The sequence below is a fragment of the Psychromonas sp. genome (assembly GCF_047632995.1).
Lineage (GTDB): Bacteria > Pseudomonadota > Gammaproteobacteria > Enterobacterales > Psychromonadaceae > Psychromonas.
Window position 1 is genome coordinate 1 of the sequence record NZ_JBLIEK010000026.1, and the last position, 17,056, is coordinate 17,056.

General features: G+C 42.0%; 15 protein-coding genes. 9 read left to right on the plus strand and 6 right to left on the minus strand.

The annotated features are described in order from the left end of the window. Positions 1-149: 149 nt before the first annotated feature. The 4 genes from hemL to rraB all read left to right on the plus strand — a co-directional run bounded on the left by hemL (position 150) and on the right by rraB (position 4,998). A complete protein-coding gene (hemL, locus tag ACJAT7_RS06645) occupies positions 150-1,427 on the plus strand; it encodes a glutamate-1-semialdehyde 2,1-aminomutase (protein ID WP_415226015.1) in 1,278 nt (425 codons plus the stop codon). A gap of 178 nt (positions 1,428-1,605) precedes the next feature. Next, positions 1,606-3,870 (plus strand): DNA topoisomerase IV subunit A, encoded by a 2,265-nt coding sequence (parC, locus tag ACJAT7_RS06650; protein WP_415226016.1) that lies wholly within the window; start codon positions 1,606-1,608, stop codon positions 3,868-3,870. A gap of 6 nt (positions 3,871-3,876) precedes the next feature. Beyond that, complete coding sequence (locus ACJAT7_RS06655; protein ID WP_415226017.1) at positions 3,877-4,620, plus strand: 1-acylglycerol-3-phosphate O-acyltransferase; 744 nt, start codon at positions 3,877-3,879, stop codon at positions 4,618-4,620. Between the two features lie 12 nt (positions 4,621-4,632). Beyond that, positions 4,633-4,998 carry a ribonuclease E inhibitor RraB gene (gene rraB / locus ACJAT7_RS06660; RefSeq protein ID WP_415226018.1) on the plus strand — a complete coding sequence of 122 codons (366 nt, stop codon included), beginning with the start codon at positions 4,633-4,635 and terminating at the stop codon, positions 4,996-4,998. Between the two features lie 92 nt (positions 4,999-5,090). Here the strand turns inward: rraB and ACJAT7_RS06665 are convergent, their stop codons facing one another. Both ACJAT7_RS06665 and ubiK read right to left on the minus strand, forming a co-directional pair. Beyond that, complete coding sequence (locus tag ACJAT7_RS06665) at positions 5,091-5,474, minus strand: DUF2750 domain-containing protein (RefSeq protein ID WP_415226019.1); 384 nt, start codon at positions 5,472-5,474, stop codon at positions 5,091-5,093. Between the two features lie 8 nt (positions 5,475-5,482). Next, positions 5,483-5,749 (minus strand): ubiquinone biosynthesis accessory factor UbiK, encoded by a 267-nt coding sequence (gene ubiK, locus ACJAT7_RS06670; protein ID WP_415226020.1) that lies wholly within the window; start codon positions 5,747-5,749, stop codon positions 5,483-5,485. Positions 5,750-6,067: 318 nt separating this feature from the next. Between ubiK and ACJAT7_RS06675 the strand changes: the two genes are divergently transcribed. Further along, positions 6,068-6,496 carry a hypothetical protein gene (locus tag ACJAT7_RS06675; protein ID WP_415226021.1) on the plus strand — a complete coding sequence of 143 codons (429 nt, stop codon included), beginning with the start codon at positions 6,068-6,070 and terminating at the stop codon, positions 6,494-6,496. Positions 6,497-6,573: 77 nt separating this feature from the next. Here the strand turns inward: ACJAT7_RS06675 and ACJAT7_RS06680 are convergent, their stop codons facing one another. From ACJAT7_RS06680 to ACJAT7_RS06690, 3 genes are all read right to left on the minus strand, one after another. Beyond that, a complete protein-coding gene (locus tag ACJAT7_RS06680; protein ID WP_415226022.1) occupies positions 6,574-7,458 on the minus strand; it encodes an EF-hand domain-containing protein in 885 nt (294 codons plus the stop codon). Positions 7,459-7,618: 160 nt separating this feature from the next. Then, positions 7,619-8,314, minus strand: coding sequence for a response regulator (locus ACJAT7_RS06685; RefSeq protein ID WP_415226023.1), 696 nt, complete (start codon positions 8,312-8,314; stop codon positions 7,619-7,621). 3 nt (positions 8,315-8,317) lie between these two features. Then, positions 8,318-9,763 carry an ATP-binding protein gene (locus ACJAT7_RS06690; RefSeq protein ID WP_415226024.1) on the minus strand — a complete coding sequence of 482 codons (1,446 nt, stop codon included), beginning with the start codon at positions 9,761-9,763 and terminating at the stop codon, positions 8,318-8,320. A gap of 258 nt (positions 9,764-10,021) precedes the next feature. Between ACJAT7_RS06690 and ACJAT7_RS06695 the strand changes: the two genes are divergently transcribed. From ACJAT7_RS06695 to ACJAT7_RS06705, 3 genes are all read left to right on the plus strand, one after another. Next, the gene (locus tag ACJAT7_RS06695; RefSeq protein ID WP_415226025.1) at positions 10,022-10,705 is read left to right on the plus strand and encodes a DUF3334 family protein; all 684 of its coding nucleotides are present in this window, start codon (positions 10,022-10,024) and stop codon (positions 10,703-10,705) included. Between the two features lie 868 nt (positions 10,706-11,573). Beyond that, complete coding sequence (locus ACJAT7_RS06700) at positions 11,574-12,053, plus strand: aminoacyl-tRNA deacylase (protein ID WP_415226026.1); 480 nt, start codon at positions 11,574-11,576, stop codon at positions 12,051-12,053. A 353-nt stretch (positions 12,054-12,406) separates the two neighbouring features. Next, a complete protein-coding gene (locus ACJAT7_RS06705) occupies positions 12,407-13,003 on the plus strand; it encodes an FMN-dependent NADH-azoreductase (protein ID WP_415226027.1) in 597 nt (198 codons plus the stop codon). A 91-nt stretch (positions 13,004-13,094) separates the two neighbouring features. Here the strand turns inward: ACJAT7_RS06705 and ACJAT7_RS06710 are convergent, their stop codons facing one another. Further along, entirely contained in the window at positions 13,095-15,323 is a 2,229-nt protein-coding gene (locus ACJAT7_RS06710; RefSeq protein ID WP_415226028.1) for an NADP-dependent isocitrate dehydrogenase, read from the minus strand. Positions 15,324-15,654: 331 nt separating this feature from the next. On the opposite strand from ACJAT7_RS06710, the gene ACJAT7_RS06715 reads away from it, so the two are divergent. Next, positions 15,655-16,248, plus strand: coding sequence for a pseudouridine synthase (locus tag ACJAT7_RS06715; RefSeq protein WP_415226052.1), 594 nt, complete (start codon positions 15,655-15,657; stop codon positions 16,246-16,248). Positions 16,249-17,056 lie beyond the last annotated feature (808 nt).

Genomic DNA, 17,056 nt, shown 5'->3' on the forward strand with positions numbered 1-17,056 from the left:
CAACAACAAATAAAAGGCTAATTATATAAAATAGATAGCTCAAAGCAATATGATACAGGAAAGAAGCATCAATAATGCAAACAGCAATTTTTATCATACCGCAGAACCTGCTATATTGTCTTTTTATTACACTCTTTATTAGGACTTTTATGAGCCTCTCTACCCAGCTTTTCAATCGAGCACAAGCAATTATCCCCGGTGGAGTGAACTCCCCCGTTCGTGCATTTAACGGCGTTGGTGGTGAGCCACTTTTTATTGAAAAAGCACAAGATGCTTATATTTATGATGTCGATAAGAAAAAATATATTGATTATGTTGGCTCTTGGGGACCGATGATTTTAGGTCATAACCACCCTGACATTAAAGCCGCTGTTTTGGCCGCGGCTGAAAATGGATTGAGTTTTGGCGCGCCAACTGAAATTGAAATAACCATGGCAGAAAAAGTACAAAGCTTAATGCCCTCAATGGAGCAGATGCGCATGGTAAGCTCGGGCACTGAAGCAACCATGAGTGCCATTCGTCTAGCCAGAGGTTTTACCGGGCGCGATAAAATACTCAAATTTGAAGGCTGTTACCATGGCCATGCTGATTCACTACTGGTAAAAGCAGGCTCAGGGGCATTAACACTGGGTCAACCAAGCTCACCAGGTATTCCGCGCGACGTTGCAAAACATACACTGACCGCAATCTATAACGATCTTCAATCGGTGCAGCAACTGTTTAATGAATACCCAGAGCAAATTGCTTGTATCATTGTTGAGCCCGTTGCCGGAAATATGAACTGTATCCCGCCAAACGAGGGGTTTTTACAGGGATTGCGGAAGATTTGTGATGAACATGATGCACTGCTTATTCTCGATGAAGTGATGACCGGTTTCCGCGTTGCACTGGGCGGCGCACAAGCTTATTACGGTGTAACCCCGGATTTGACCACCTTAGGTAAAGTGATTGGCGGCGGCATGCCGGTCGGCGCATTTGGCGGGTTGAAAAAAGTGATGCAACATATTGCGCCCACAGGTCCGGTTTATCAGGCGGGCACATTATCGGGTAATCCAATTGCAATGCATGCAGGACTCGCAGCATTAACGGCACTGGATACGCCAGAGTATGCACAACTTGCCGAAAAAACAAAAAAATTAGCACTTGGATTAGAAAAAGTGGCGGCACAGGAAAATGTACCGTTAACCGTTAACTATGTCGGTGGTATGTTTGGTTTATTCTTTACAAAGGAGAAACAGATAAGCAACTTTCAACAGGTCTGCGCTTGTGATGTAGAGAAATTCAAAAAATTCTTCCACTTGATGCTCGCACAAGGTATTTATCTTGCGCCATCAGCCTTCGAAGCTGGATTTTTATCCTTAGCACATACAGAACAAGATATTGAAGATACCTTGGTTGCGGCTAAAAAAGCATTCTCCCAGTTATAATTTAAGCGCGAAATAGCTAAAAAATGCACGACGCCTAACGCGATAAATAGGCCGTGCATTTTTTCTCGTCTTTTTCTTCACAAATCCCCACTAAAGATGATCAGATAATTTTTTGTCACGCTGCTATTACGCTATACTAGCGCCTTTTTCCAACATCAGATAAACAGGGTTGTTAAACATGAGTGAAGTATTAGATTTAAGCTTAGAAGGTATTGAAAAGCTCCCGCTTGCCAAATTTACCGAAGATGCCTATCTCAACTACGCCATGTACGTGATCATGGATCGCGCGCTGCCTCATATCGGAGATGGTTTAAAACCGGTACAACGACGTATCGTTTTTGCGATGTCTGAGCTTGGTTTATCCGCGCTTTCTAAGCATAAAAAATCTGCCCGTACCGTCGGTGATGTATTAGGTAAATATCATCCGCATGGTGATAGTGCCTGTTACGAAGCGATGGTCTTAATGGCGCAGCCTTTTTCATACCGTTACCCCTTGATTGATGGTCAAGGTAACTGGGGTGCACCCGACGATCCTAAATCATTCGCTGCGATGCGTTATACCGAATCTCGTTTATCTGCTTTTTCAGAAATATTACTGACGGAAATCTCTCAAGGCACAACCGACTGGAAGCCCAATTTTGACGGCACCATGAAAGAACCGGTGCTGTTACCTGCACGTTTGCCGCATATCTTACTTAATGGTATCAGCGGTATTGCCGTTGGTATGGCAACCGATATTCCGCCGCATAATGTCCGTGAAGTCGCATCAGCCTGCTGTCATTTAATTGAAAATCCCAAAGCGACGCTGGATGATTTGCTGCAGTTTGTGCAAGGCCCGGATTATCCGACGGAAGCGGAGATCATCACCCCCGCCCGTGATATCAAAAAGATTTATGAAAGCGGCAGAGGCAGTTTTAAAAGTCGCGCGGTATATCAAGTTGATCACGGTGAAATTATTATTACCGCCCTCCCTCATCGCGTATCAGGCGGTAAGATTCTAAAAGATATTGCCAAACAGATGCAGGATAAAAAACTGCCGATGGTGGCTGATCTGCGCGATGAATCCGATCATGAAAATCCGACCCGATTAGTGATTATACCGCGCTCAAACCGAATCGATAGCGAAGCATTAATGAACCATCTGTTTGCTTCAACCGATCTGGAAGTTAACCATAAAGTTAACCTCAATATGCTCGGCTTGGATCTGCGTCCGCAGGTAAAAGGGCTACTGAAAATTTTAACTGAATGGTTAGTTTATCGCTTTACCACCGTTCGCCGCCGTTTACAGTTCCGCCTCGACAAAATCTTATCGCGTCTGCACCTTTTAGAAGGGTTATTAGTCGCCTATTTAAATATTGATGAAGTGATTGAAATCATCCGCAGCTTTGATGATGCAAAAGCCGAATTAATCTCACGTTTTTCCCTTTCCGAAAAACAAGCACATGCCATTTTAGAAATAAAACTACGCCAACTTGCTAAATTAGAAGAGATTCAAATTCGCGGAGAGATGGCTGAATTAAGTACAGAGCAGAAGAAACTCGAACTTTTATTAAGCTCAGAAAGACGCTTAAATACCTTGGTAAAAAAAGAGATCCAGGCGGATGCGCTCAAGTATGGTGATGACAGACGTTCGCCTCTGATAGAGCGCCTCGAAGCAAAAGCATTAACCGAAAAAGAGCTGACACCAAGCGAAGCCGTGACCATTGTATTATCCAGTCAAGGCTGGGTTCGCGCGGCAAAAGGACATGATATCGACCCGCATGCATTAAGTTATAAAGCCAGTGACGAATTCCTTACCAGCGCCCAGGGTAAAAGTAATCAAAGCTGTATATTTATCGATAGTACTGGCCGCGCTTATTCTCTGGATGCGCATTCACTGCCCTCAGCGCGCTCTCAAGGGGAGCCGCTAACAGGTCGATTTAATCAAAACTCCAACGTGCCATTTGTGAGCGTGTTAATGGGCGATGATGATGACCGCTACATCATCAGCAGCGATCATGGTTACGGCTTTATCGCCAAATTCAGTGATATTAATAGCCGCAATAAAAATGGTAAGGCAATGATAAATCTCACCGAAAAAGCGTTGTTAATGCCGCCGCAAAAACTCAGTGATAGCGAAGACGACTTGTGCTTAACCATCAGCAATGAAGGCCGTATGTTAATCTTCCCGGTTAATAGCTTGCCGAGTTTAAGTAAAGGTAAAGGAAATAAAATGATTAACATCAGCTCAGCAAAAGCGACTAAGCGTGAAGAGTTTGTTACTATGCTGAAAATTATCCCGATAGCCAGCTCTGTAACGCTTCATGCAGGCAAACGTAAGCTCACCTTAAAAGCCAGTGATTTAGCACATTACAGAAGTGAACGAGGGCGCCGCGGCAATAAACTGCCGCGCGGATTACAGCGTGTTGATAAAGTAGACGTTATAACAGAACAAGAGAAATAAGAAATCATGTTATTTATTATTCGTATTATATTAATTACTTTAAGTCTGATCTTGATGAGTGTGTACGCTGTCTTTTATTGCTTATTCAGTCCACGCAACCCCAAAAACACCTACCATTTTGCCATCTTATTTAGCAAAATGTCCCGATTGGTCGGGTTGAAAGTGACAGTGCGCATACCAGAAAGCGCTAAAAATAACGGCTCGGTAGTCTATATTGCCAATCACCAAAATAACTGCGATATGGTCACAACCACAGCAGCCGTGCAGCCGGACTCAGTGACCATAGGTAAAAAAAGTCTGGTCTGGATACCTTTTTTTGGCATTATTTACTGGTTAACCGGTAATATTTTGATCGACCGGGACAATAAAAATAAATCAAAAAGCACCATCACAGATATCGTGGAGCAGATGCGCGCTAAAAATATAGCCGTGTGGATCTTCCCCGAAGGAACCCGCAGCCGGGGCCGAGGGTTAATGCCATTTAAAATGGGCGCATTCCATACGGCGTTACAAGCGGGGGTTAATATTGTACCGACCGTTATTTCAGATACCCACCAGCAGGTTAATTTAAATCGCTGGGATAACGGTGAAGTAATTGTTGAAATGCTTGAACCGATGGATATATCACAGTATAAAAAACGTGAAATACGGCGTTTAATGAATGATGCTCATGCCATTATGTTAGAGAAGTTCGAGCAACTAAATGCAGAAGTGAAACGTCCGGATAGTAATAAGAATTGTTGTGGTTAATAGGAATTTATAATGGAAAAAACGGCAGAGTTAAACGAGTTATTAGCAGAATTTCGCGAAGAAACAGAAGAGATTGTTGAAGCTCTTCTCGAAGATGGCAGCAATCCAGATGCTGTCTATATGGTTGAACACCACCTTTCTTGCAGTGATTTTGACCTCTTAGAAAAAGCAGCAATTGCCTGTTTTAAGAAAGGTTATGAAGTCACAGATCCGGAAGAGTTAGAGCTTGAAGATGGTTCGCTTATTTTAAGTTTTGATGTGGTTGTGGAAATGAACTTGGATGAGGAAGCGATTATGGAAGATGTTGAAAAGCTGCTGATCCTTAGCCAATCTTTCGACATTGATTACGATGGCTGGGGCACTTACCCGGAAGAATAAACTGTTACCCGGTTAAAAATAAAAAGCCAATAAAAGCCGCAAAAAATTTACTTTTTTGCGGCTTTTATTTAGCTCTGATTCTCAATCTACACTTATTCTGTTTCTTGCTTACTCAGCTCTTGCTCTTTTTCAATCAATGCGTTTTTCAAAACCATCGCTTCAATCTCTAAGCCGCAGAGCTCTTGATCCCAGTTTACACCTGCAAAAACCTCTTCTTTTTGCATTCCGTCTAACCAAGACTCGAAAAACAGGGGAAGCGTTATCGCTCGGACCTGGTAGTTAGCCCATTCTTCGGATTGTAGTTTTGCAGCTAAAGCGGGATCAGACCAAAACAGATAAACCGCTTTCGCATCTTTATTATCATGTGCATGGCAGTTGGCCCAGCCTTCATTTTCGTCAAACAAACCAAATAACTGCTCCTGCTTGGTTACCTGTTCAACAAACAGCTCTGCGCTTTTTAAATACCCTTCTTTCATTTTATTTCTCAGTCTTCTTTTTTAGTTGTCTGGTTTAATTTATTTTCAAGCTCAGTAAACTTCGTTTCCATTTCAGCAAGTTTTTCACGCGTACGCAATAACACATGTGTTTGCACATCGAACTCTTCACGGCTAACCATATCAAGTTTACCCAATTGTGCTTGTAATACCTGTTTGATTTTACGATCAACTTCTTCACCGAAGTTTTTTACGCCCGCAGGCAACGAATCGCTAACTTGTTTGGCGATATCTTCTAATTTTTTTGGGTTAAACATGGTTGCCCTCCTTGAATTTGTGGAGCTATTGTAAACCTACCCTCGGTTAATTTCTATCGTGTGTTTAACTTTTATTCACCCTATCAGTGCGGCAATATAGGCTGTGATTAAGCAGGGGCAGAGCCAATAGTAGATCTGAAACAGCTAGGCTTTAAGCATATTGCAGCTACAAATATGTTTTGCGGTCCCGCTCTACTTAAGTCTACCCAAGCTAGCTGTAGATGCCGGTAGCTCGGATTTAGATTATAGTTTAACGCTTTTGAGAGATAATTATGTATAATATTGGCGATTTTATTAACTACATAAACGGTATCTAAAGTGACAGAGCTAACTATTCAAGCAATTCATCAACAACTGAGTAATTTAAATTTAAATCCTGCAAATATCCGGATCGTCACGGTCAATGCGATGCCGGACGATGCGTTGGCAAACTGCACACGTCAGGCAGATGAAAGTTTTTACAACAGCTATATGAATGTTATCTATGGGCGGGGCGAAAGATATGTTCTCGGTTACCGTTGCCAAGATCCGCTGATCGAGCATGCCATTATCAGGCAAGGTGACCTCTATTTTGATCCGACTTTGCAGGCCAATAATGATTTCAAACCCTATCAATACGCAGTGTTAACTGAATTTAAAATTTTCGATATGATGAAATTTGGCAAAGCAAATAAAGATTTCCCGCCTGATATTGATTTTCTTTTCAGCAAGAAAAAGCATTTCAAAAATATTATAATAAGTGAATAAAAATTATCAGGTTTATACCCGAAAAATGCAAAAAAGGCGCTACCAAAGCGCCTTATGAAAATATTCGTATATCACTGTTATTTCTGTATTTTTAGACCTCTATCCTGTGCTAACTCATCTTTTGCAAGAGAGCCGTTTCCATCCGTGTCAAGGAGTTCGAAATCGGCAAGTAAAGGTCCGCACACCTCCTCTTTTGCCAGTACGCCGTCACCGTTTGTATCCATAGCTTCAAACATTGGACGGTTATGGTGTTTACCGCCTCTATCGCGCTTAGCCATTCTAACGGCTGCAAATTCTTCTGCGGAAAGCGTGCCGTTGGCATCACTGTCAAATTCAGCAAAATTTGCCAGTAAACGCCTGCCGACCTCCTCTTTTGCCAATACGCCGTCACCGTTTGTATCCATCTCTTGAAAAGTTGGACGGTTATGGTGTCTGCCTTGCTTCGCCATTCTAACTGCGCTAAATTCTTCTGCAGAAAGCGTGCCGTTGGCGTCTGTATCAAAATCAGCGAAATGTGCCAATAAACGCCTGCCTACTTCCTCTTTTGCCAGTACGCCGTCACTGTTTTTATCCATCTCTTGAAAAGTTGGACGGTTATACGCTTTGCCTGAGTGATCTTTTCTGTGCTGTTTAAGCGCTGCAAATTCAGCCTTTGATAATAGACCATCACTGTTGAGATCCATCTCGGCGAACGTTAGCTGTTTAGCGAACTTGCCTGCTCTGCCTTGCTTAGCCATTCTAGCAGCGGCAAATTCTTCTACTGAAAGCGCGCCGCTGGCATCACTATCAAATTCTGCAAAGTTTGCTAGCAAACCTCCGCGCACCTCGTCTTTGGACAGTACGCCGTCACTATTTGTATCGTGTTGCGCAAAGGTCATGGGTTTAAAATTGTCCGCATTTGCAAAGCTGTAAGTAGCGCTTGCCATTAATAGGGCGGCAGTAATAAATAGATTTTTTTTCATGATTCTCTCTCCTGGTTTAGCCGATATTCGTAATATCGATAACGAATAAATTGCATCTCATTCAATAAGGCTTGTTGATTGCACTTAACTTATGAATTAACTATAAAACCAGAATGCGCAGGAATTATGGAGAAAATAAGGATATTAGCGCTGAGATTACTTATAGCGCCAGTTTATAACCGACGCCATATATTGATTTAATGCATTCACTCGTCGAGGATGTATCTTGTGATGCCTGTTGCAATTTACGGCGCAGATTTTTAATATGGCTGTCAATGGTACGGTCGGTCACTATCCGGCTGTCTTGATAGATATGGGTCATCAGCTGCTCGCGGCTAAATACCTGTTGCGGGTGCTTGCTAAAAAAGGCAAGTAGACGAAACTCCGCTGGCGTTAAGATAATGTTTTGTCCATTAAGCGAGACCGTCATTTTGCTCTCGTCAATATGCAGCCCAAGCTGATTTTCCTGCGCCCTACCCTCATCACTGACACGGCGTAATATATTTTTCACCCGCACCACCACCTCTCTTGGGCTGTATGGTTTGCAGATATAATCATCGGCGCCCAGTTCGAGTCCAATTAAGCGATCCAGCTCATCGATTCTGGCCGTTGCCATCACCACCGGCACTTGACTGAAAGTGCGCAGCTCTCGGTAAATATCCAGCCCGTTACGTTGCGGCAGCATTAAATCAAGGATCAGCAGATCAGGCTGGTAGCGCTTAACCCAGTCGATCACTTCCAAACCGTTATCTATGATATGAGTTTGAAATCCTGATTGTGCAAAATATTCACATAATACAGTCGCCAGCGAGGGTTCATCTTCAACAATAAGAATGGTTTTTTCCTGATAATTCATCGCTTATACCTCTTTGATCGGTAACGAAATTTTAATTTGCAGACCACCTAAAGGGGAATGGTTTGCGCTGATTTTTCCGCCATAAGCGTTGACAATATTTTGGCAGATAGATAAACCCAAGCCGGAGCCACCATTAGCTCTACTGCGCGATTTATCAACACGATAGAGTCGATTGAAGAGTTTTTCCAATGACTCATTGGGTACCCCTGGCGCGCTATCTTCAATAATCAGCTCGATATATTCTCCTTTTTGGGATAAGACTATCTGCATCACACCACCAGAATCGGTATAACGATAGCTATTTTCAAAAATATTTGAGATCAGCTGAGTTAATGATTTTCGATCCGCTTGCAGCATAATAGCGGGCCCCTCATAGATCCGTTTTAGCTGAATCTGTTTTTCGCTTAAGCGTGCCTCATTCTGGTTGGCGATAGTCTCAAGCAGCAGAGTAAGATCAACACGCTGCGATCTGTCGATATTTACCCCTGAGTCCGAGAGGGATAATTGGTAGAGATCATCGACTAAAAAGCTCAGGTTTACCACCTGATCATGCAGTGATTGAATATACTTAGGCTCCGGTTTACGTATGCCATCCTCAATCGCTTCTATTTCACTGAGTAGCACAGCAACCGGGGTGCGCAACTCATGCGAGATATCCGCCAGCCATTGATCTCTGAGTTTCTTTTGCTGCTTGAGTGTATTAGTTAACTGATTAAAGGTTTGTGACAACTCAGCTAATTCATCATTTCCCTGTACCGGGATTTGCTGTTGAAAGTCACCATGTTGCAGGGCGGTTGCACCTGAATGCAGATGCTTTAACGGTTTAAGAAAATGGCGGACCAATACACCCGCAACAGCAAAGGAAAACAGGGCGACCCAGATAGCAATCAGATAAAAATTATTTAGCTGCTGTTTAAAAAAGCTTTCGGCCAGCGGACTGGGAATGGTTTCTCTGTGCATAATGGAAATCCAACCCACCGTTTTATTATCAAACGTGACCGGCACGTTAATAAATTGCGGATCCTTATTTAATTGCAGATCATTGTTTAATTGCAGATCACGGTTTCCATGTCTGCGCATTTTTGGGTAGTCAAAAACAGGCATGCCTTGATCATTTAAGAGGATGATTTTGTCATGTAATGAAAGCCGACCGTTCCCTCGCTCATGCCTCTCCGGGTGATTACCATCTTCAGATCGCCGAAAAACCTGCTTGAGTAAATTTTCCCATAAATAGGGCTGAGCTTTAATCTCTTTCCAGCCATTTTTAGTTGAGTAATATTGGCTGACCTGCAATGCAATCACTTCGAGTTTATCTACCTTGCGCTGATTAAGGTAAATTTGTAAGCCACTTTGGAAACTATTATTAATCAGCAGGGCCATGCCAGCCATCATGATAGTGCTGGTAAGTAATAAAGAGACAAACAGTTTATGAAAAATGGTTAAGCGCATTTTAGTTACCTTGCAATGATTGAGTACAATAATTAGCTTTGTATAAAGTGAGATCGCATTGAGCAATTATTTTCTTTGTCTGCTGCCGTCATTGTTCTAAACATATTATTAACGACTATTTTGTCAAAATGTGCATTAAGATAAAACAGAGATTAACTAATGGCGTACTATTGGCAAGATTACGTTAAACCTGTTTATTATTAATAATTTCAACTGTCTGAGTCTATATAAAAAACTATCTCTTTAATAAGGATTTCCATGGCTAAAGCTAAAACAATAACAACTGACGATATTCTGCTGGTATTATGCAATTCAGTAAAGTCAGTGCTCACTACCGCAACTGACCGTCCAATTAGCTACTCTGCTATGGTGCAAAAGATCAATAAAACCTGTCTAAAACCAGATCTTGGATGTTTTGTTCTTTTTGATGGTGGTTTTTCGGGATTAGTTATTATCAACTTCACCGCTAAAGCGGCCATAGAGATATACCAAAAATACATGATTCATATGGGAATTCCAAAAAATGAGCTAGCACAATCACACACAGCTAATGATGTGGGTGATGTGATGGGTGAGCTGATGAACCAAATTGTTGGCGATTTTACTGGTGTAATAGGCGAACAGCTACACACCTCTATTACACAAAATCAACCTAAGATGTTAACCATTAATAAACAAGTCATGCTTTCCATAGATACCAATCTGGATCGTCCGCAGGCACGACGCGTGACCTTTACCACGGAACAAAACAATATCTTCTATTTAGAGTTGGCTATGGATAAAACAGAATTCATAAAACTGCCAACATTTGAGGAAAAAGAGATCTTTGATATTGATGCGTTATTTGATTTTCAACCGGATACACCCACAGAAAATCAAGAAACGACCAAAGATAGCAGCAGCCAAGCAGAGCAGGATTTGCTGGATCAGTTAGGTATCTAACCGATTGCACCGTGATCCCATAAAACGAGACCCCGTCATTAAATTTGACGTTTGACTGAACGGCCCATTTTTTACTAGATTGTAAAAAACAGGGTCTATTCCCCTCCTTGTCAGGCCAAGCTTATTCATTTTTAATATTAAAAATCATCAAGTTTTCACACTTTTTTTATTTACACTTGCCTCTATTGCGCGTTTTTCAGACTCCTAGCTTTGATTAATCGTGACCCACACCACTTAGCAAAAAAACTTTTTTTTCTTTTTATAACAAATTTCTGTGAGATCACATTTTTAACTGTTTTTTCATCTATTGTGAAACAACAAGGAGTTAATTGGGTGACTACCGTCATCTACTTTATATATAAAAAAGCAGGAGGTTATAATGAATTATTTTTCTGTGTTAATGGATAACTCAGCCGTTGTCACTTTTACTATCATGATTGTGTTAAACGCTGTTTTTGCCGGTTATATGAAATACTATTTCATAAAACGTAATGGAAAGGAATAAAAGGAATCAGTGGGATAAAAACTAAAAATAAAAATAAAAACCAAGCATTTTTTGCTTAACAACGAAGTGGTGAAAATATTTTCCACCACTTCATAAATACAGACCTTACGCTATTTATCAAAAATAGCCTTTTTATAAATAACACTCCCAGCCTAATCATTCTCCCTCTCTTTATTGTAATAAATCGATCGGTTACCAGCTCGCCTCAACACAAGCAGGATATGCAGAATGATGCCATAAAATGAGACCTCATAAACAAGCCACACGGCTAATGAAATCTTATTTTTAGATGCTAATTTCAGATCCGTCAAGATGCTTTGAACTATACTTTTAGTGTAACTAATCACTAAAGGAGGTCTGATCATGAGTATTGTAAAAAAAGTGAATACATATTTAGATAACGAGCATATTCACTATCAATTATTAAGACATTCGCCAAGCCATAATTCCCTAGGCTCTGCCATTGCCTCAAATATTCCTGCAGAGCAACTCGTTAAAGCCGTCGTGCTCGAAGACAGCGAAGGTCAGAAGCTAATGGCAATTTTGCCGGCCAGCCATAAAGTCAGTTTAATAACACTCAATGAAATGTTAAATAAACAGTTTCATCTAATCAAAGAAGCGGCGCTTTATCAGTTGTTTACCGATTGTGACCATGGGGCAGTCCCCCCCATCGCAGAACCTTACAACATGGACAGAGTGTATGATCAATATTTGATGCAACAGCCCTGTTTATATCTCGAGGCGGGAGATCACGAGTCGTTAATCGAGCTGACCATAGATGAATTTTCTAGGTTGATGCAAGGGGCGAGGCCTTTACATTTTTCTCATCGTGTATTTCATTAAGCTCGCAAATGCACAGGGAAAAGCAAACCCATTCCCGTGAGCACGCATAAGTACTTACGGGCAATATTCTTTTTTTAAACAACCATTCTGTTCATCTTTTCTCGCTTAGATCTGCTTATCTATTTATCAGATGCTGCTCTATCTACTCATTAGACCGCGCTTGTAATACTTACAAGTAAGTGGAAAACAGTACTGATTAAGCTAGTAGCGGGCGATCCGAAATTTAGACACTTGGCATCTGAAAACCGGCTAAAAAACAGTTCAGAAAAACTGAACAAACTATTCGACAAGATGCAATTTTATTATTTTTTATCCTCAGTATACTAATAGAAAAGAACCCAAAGGATAAAATCATGACTAATGTATTAGCGTTAAAATCGAGTATTTTAGGTGAACACTCCAGCTCATCGAAATTAATTGATCAACTATTGGCACAATATAACCAACAGTCGGCAACCATTACCGAGCGCGATCTTGCGCTGCAGCCCTTGCCTGTTTTAGATGGTGAAATTGCAGTTGCAATGCGCGCCCCCGAGCAGCTCAATGATAAGCAACTAGAAGCCTTGGCTCTTTCTGATAAAATGATTGACGAGCTGATATTGGCAGATTTGCTGGTGATTGGCGCACCTATGTATAACTTTATGATCCCAACACAGTTAAAAAACTGGATCGATCTGATTGCACGCGCGGGTAAAACCTTTAGCTATACCGAACAGGGACCAGTAGGATTAATTACCAACACACGTGCAATTATTATCACGACACGTGGCGGGGCGCATAAAAATCAAGTTAGCGATCAACAAATCCCCTACTTAAAAAACATACTGAGTTTTATTGGCATTAACGATGTTGAAGTGGTTTATGCAGAGTCGTTGGCCATGGGCCCAGAGACTGCCGCACTTAATTTAGAGCAGGCAAGCCAGCAGATCAAAGTATTGGAGCATGCTTAAACGTTAAACACAGTGCAGCATCATAACTCTCCAAAAACAAAAAAGACGCTCAGTGAGCGCCTTTTTGCTAAATAACCTAAGTTAACAGCTATTAAATTGCAGCTAAAATAGTATTTAACGTTTGACTTGGACGCATTGCAGCCGCAACTTTAAGCGGATTGGTATGAAAGTAACCGCCCAGATCCACTTTTTTACCTTGCGCTGCGTTTAGTTCGTTAATAATTGCCGCTTCATTTTCAGCCAACGCTTTTGCAAGGGGTGCAAAGGTAGCCTGCAGCTGTGCATCTTCTGTTTGTGCTGCCAGCGCTTCTGCCCAGTACAACGCCAGATAGAAATGGCTGCCGCGATTATCAAGCTCATTCACTTTACGTGAAGGTGACTTATCTTCTTTTAAGAATTTACCGTTGGCAATATGCAGCGCTTTAGCAAGAATGACCGCTTTATTATTAGCCGTTTTCGCTGCAATATCTTCGATAGAAACCGCCAGTGCTAAAAACTCACCCAGCGAATCCCAACGCAGATGCCCTTCTTCAATAAACTGCTGCGCATGTTTAGGTGCCGAGCCGCCCGCCCCTGTTTCAAACAAACCACCACCAGCAAGTAGCGGTACAATTGAAAGCATTTTTGCACTTGTGCCAAGCTCTAAAATCGGGAACAGATCGGTTAGGTAATCACGTAACACATTGCCCGTTACCGAGATGGTATTTTCACCGGCAAGCACGCGTTTTAAAGAGAATTTAATCGCTTCATTAGGCGACATAATGCGAATATCTAATCCGGCTGTATCATGATCTTTCAAGTAGTGATTTACTTTTACAATCAAGTTTCTGTCATGTGCACGATTTTCATCTAACCAGAAGATAGCAGGTTGACCAGTGGCTGTTGCACGGCTAACCGCTAAACGCACCCAGTCACGAATTGGAACATCTTTAGCCTGACACATACGCCAGATATCGCCCTCTTCCACAGCATGTTGCATTAGCATATTACCTGCGCCATCAGTAACTTTAACTGTGCCTGCTGCAGGGATAATAAATGTTTTATCGTGTGAGCCGTACTCTTCCGCTTTTTGCGCCATTAGTCCAACATTAGAAACATTGCCCATGGTTGCCGGATCAAATGCACCATTTTCACGACAAAATTCAATCGTTTTCTGGTAGATACCCGCATAACAACGATCGGGTATCAGAGCCTTCGTATCTGCAAGCTTACCTTGCGTATCCCACATCCGACCACTTGAGCGGATCATAGCGGGCATAGAAGCATCAACAATCACATCACTTGGAACGTGCAGGTTAGTGATCCCTTTATCAGAATCAACCATTGCAAGTGCCGGACGTGTTGCATAAACGGCTTGAATATCGGCCTCAATTTGCGCTTTTTGCGCAGCAGGTAAATTAGCTATTTTTGCATAAACATCGCCCAGACCGTTACTTGGATCAACACCCAACTGTGCAAATAAGTCCGCGTATTTAGTAAATACCTCTTTAAAGTAAACCGTAACTGCATGGCCAAAAATAACAGGATCTGATACCTTCATCATAGTGGCTTTAAGGTGCAGAGAAAGCATAATGTTGTTATCGATTGCATCCTGCATTTGCGCTTCAAAAAACGCACGCAGTGCCGTACTGCTCATTACCGACGCATCAATCACTTCATCTTTTAATACCGGTGTGGACGCTTTTAATACAGTGACTTCACCCGCTGTATTAGTAAATTCTATTTTCAGATCATCATCTTGAGTGAGAACGACAGACTGCTCGCTGCCATAAAAATCACCCTCTTGCATATAAGCAACATGTGATTTTGAGTCTTTGCTCCAAGCCCCCATATGGTGCGGATGTTCTTGCGCATACTGTTTAACCGCCTCAGCAACACGGCGATCTGAGTTACCTTCACGCAGTACCGGATTTACCGCGCTGCCTAGTACTTTGGCATAACGTGCTTTCACCTCTTTTTCAGCATCAGTTTGCGGGTTTTCAGGAAAATCAGGGAGAGCGTAACCATGCGCTTGCAGCTCTTTAATCGCAGCATGTAACTGAGGAACTGACGCACTGACGTTAGGTAATTTGATAATATTTGCTTCAGGTGTGTTGGCAAGATCACCTAATTCAGATAAAGCATCCGGCAAGCGTTGCTCAGCCGTCAACTGTTCAGGGAAGTTGGCAATAATACGACTCGCTAAAGAGATATCTCGTGTTTCAACAACAATATCAGCAGCTTTTGTAAAGGCATTCACAATGGGTAGCAGTGAGTGTGTCGCCAGTGCAGGTGCTTCATCCGTTTGTGTATAAATAATCTTTGCTGATTTATCTGTCATATTATTTCCTTTAACAAGAGTTAGAATTTTTTAACTAAGCATAAAAACTGTTATAAATTTACTATGCCACAAAAAATTAGGCCTTTATCATAACGAAAACTGATAAATAGTCCACTTAGATGGTCAATTGAACGCCAATTTATTAAAATTGCAGGGTTATTTTCTCTCCACTAAATCGACAAAAAAGATGTAATTTTAATGCCATGAAGCCCCCTGACAAAGAGAGGTCTGCTATAATCGCGCTCTTTATATTTGCTAGGGGTAGAGACTTGTGTTTACAAAATCGAATCAACGCTTTAAAAATAATCGCACCAAGACCACGCCAACACCTGTGCGAAAAAGCAGCGCGCAGAAAAGCAAAGCGGTTGTTTTAAATGGTCCACAAAAAATCCTACTCTTTAATAAGCCCTTTGATGTGCTGAGCCAGTTTACCGACGAGAGCAATCCTGAAAACAGACGCCAGACCTTAAAGGATTTTATCGATATCCCGGAGGTTTATGCCGCAGGTCGGTTAGACAGAGATAGCGAAGGGTTATTGGTACTGACCAATGACGGTCAACTGCAGGCTAAAATCACCCAGCCCGATGCGAAAACCAGTAAAACTTATTGGGTACAGGTAGAAGGCGTGCCAACGGAGTCAAATCTGAACAAACTGCGTAAAGGTGTCAAGCTTAAAGACGGTTTAACCCTGCCCGCTAAAATTGAGATAATGATTGATCCGGATATTTGGCCGCGCAATCCGCCGATTCGCGAGCGGGCAAATATTCCCACTACTTGGCTGAGTATTACTATTACTGAAGGTCGCAATCGTCAGGTTCGACGTATGACAGCGCATATCGGTTTTCCGACGCTGCGCTTGATCCGTTACCGTGTTGGCAGTTGGACGATTGATGGGATTGATAATGGCAGTTATAAACTGCTGTAGTTATTTGCTATGACCTAGACGATTTGGTTTGATTGTAGGCTTTCGCATATCGCACCTTATAATTTTCATCGGCAAACAAAATAATCATCGTCATTCTCGGGATCTTTAGTCGAGAATCTCAATGAGTTTGTAACCTAACCGATTTGATTGGTTTGACTTTCATCGATTGAGTTCCACCCTGACGGTGTGTCGATGATAAAACGGGGCGCGGACTTTAGTCCGCTTTGCTCTGCACGTTAATATTGGTAGCCGCATTGGTTATCTGTAAGCCTTCGCTTGTGAGCGCTTGTTGTAACTTTTATTGTTGGTCTTCCGCCCTGACGGCGTGTAGATGGTGAAACGGGCCGCGGACTTTAGTCCGCTTTGGTCTGCACGGTAATATTGGTAGCCGCATGGGTTATATGTAAGCCTTCGCTTGTGGGCGCTTGGTTTAACTTTTATTGTTGGTCTTCCACCTTTGACGGCGTGTCACTTTTTCTCAACAGCAAGAAAAAGTAACCAAAAAGTGCCGTTCCGAACGTTTTTTATTCTTGACTGCCCAACCACTTTTTAACGCACCACCTCAGACATTACGTCCCTGTACTGGCTGAGGTTAGAGAAAACATCCATGTTTTCCCTTGCTAAAGCGCTTGTTCAGCACAAGAAAAACGTACGGAAATTTTCGTAGCCGCATTGGCTTGGTGACTCATTCCTTCCGAATTCATTACAAAAGAGGTGAGCGCCCAACCTTCCCTTGTTATTTTTATCGACAAATAAACTATTCTTCGTCATTCTCGAAGTGTTTAGTCGAGAATCTCAATGAGTTTTC

Bases quoted from the DNA above. Each gene is read 5' to 3' on its own strand.
- hemL (WP_415226015.1), top strand. From the start codon at position 150: ATGAGCCTCTCTACCCAGCTTTTCAATCGAGCACAAGCAATTATCCCC.
- parC (WP_415226016.1), top strand. From the start codon at position 1,606: ATGAGTGAAGTATTAGATTTAAGCTTAGAAGGTATTGAAAAGCTCCCG.
- ACJAT7_RS06655 (WP_415226017.1), top strand. From the start codon at position 3,877: ATGTTATTTATTATTCGTATTATATTAATTACTTTAAGTCTGATCTTG.
- rraB (WP_415226018.1), top strand. From the start codon at position 4,633: ATGGAAAAAACGGCAGAGTTAAACGAGTTATTAGCAGAATTTCGCGAA.
- ACJAT7_RS06665 (WP_415226019.1), bottom strand. From the start codon at position 5,474: ATGAAAGAAGGGTATTTAAAAAGCGCAGAGCTGTTTGTTGAACAGGTA.
- ubiK (WP_415226020.1), bottom strand. From the start codon at position 5,749: ATGTTTAACCCAAAAAAATTAGAAGATATCGCCAAACAAGTTAGCGAT.
- ACJAT7_RS06680 (WP_415226022.1), bottom strand. From the start codon at position 7,458: ATGAAAAAAAATCTATTTATTACTGCCGCCCTATTAATGGCAAGCGCT.
- ACJAT7_RS06685 (WP_415226023.1), bottom strand. From the start codon at position 8,314: ATGAATTATCAGGAAAAAACCATTCTTATTGTTGAAGATGAACCCTCG.
- ACJAT7_RS06690 (WP_415226024.1), bottom strand. From the start codon at position 9,763: ATGCGCTTAACCATTTTTCATAAACTGTTTGTCTCTTTATTACTTACC.
- ACJAT7_RS06695 (WP_415226025.1), top strand. From the start codon at position 10,022: ATGGCTAAAGCTAAAACAATAACAACTGACGATATTCTGCTGGTATTA.
- ACJAT7_RS06700 (WP_415226026.1), top strand. From the start codon at position 11,574: ATGAGTATTGTAAAAAAAGTGAATACATATTTAGATAACGAGCATATT.
- ACJAT7_RS06705 (WP_415226027.1), top strand. From the start codon at position 12,407: ATGACTAATGTATTAGCGTTAAAATCGAGTATTTTAGGTGAACACTCC.
- ACJAT7_RS06710 (WP_415226028.1), bottom strand. From the start codon at position 15,323: ATGACAGATAAATCAGCAAAGATTATTTATACACAAACGGATGAAGCA.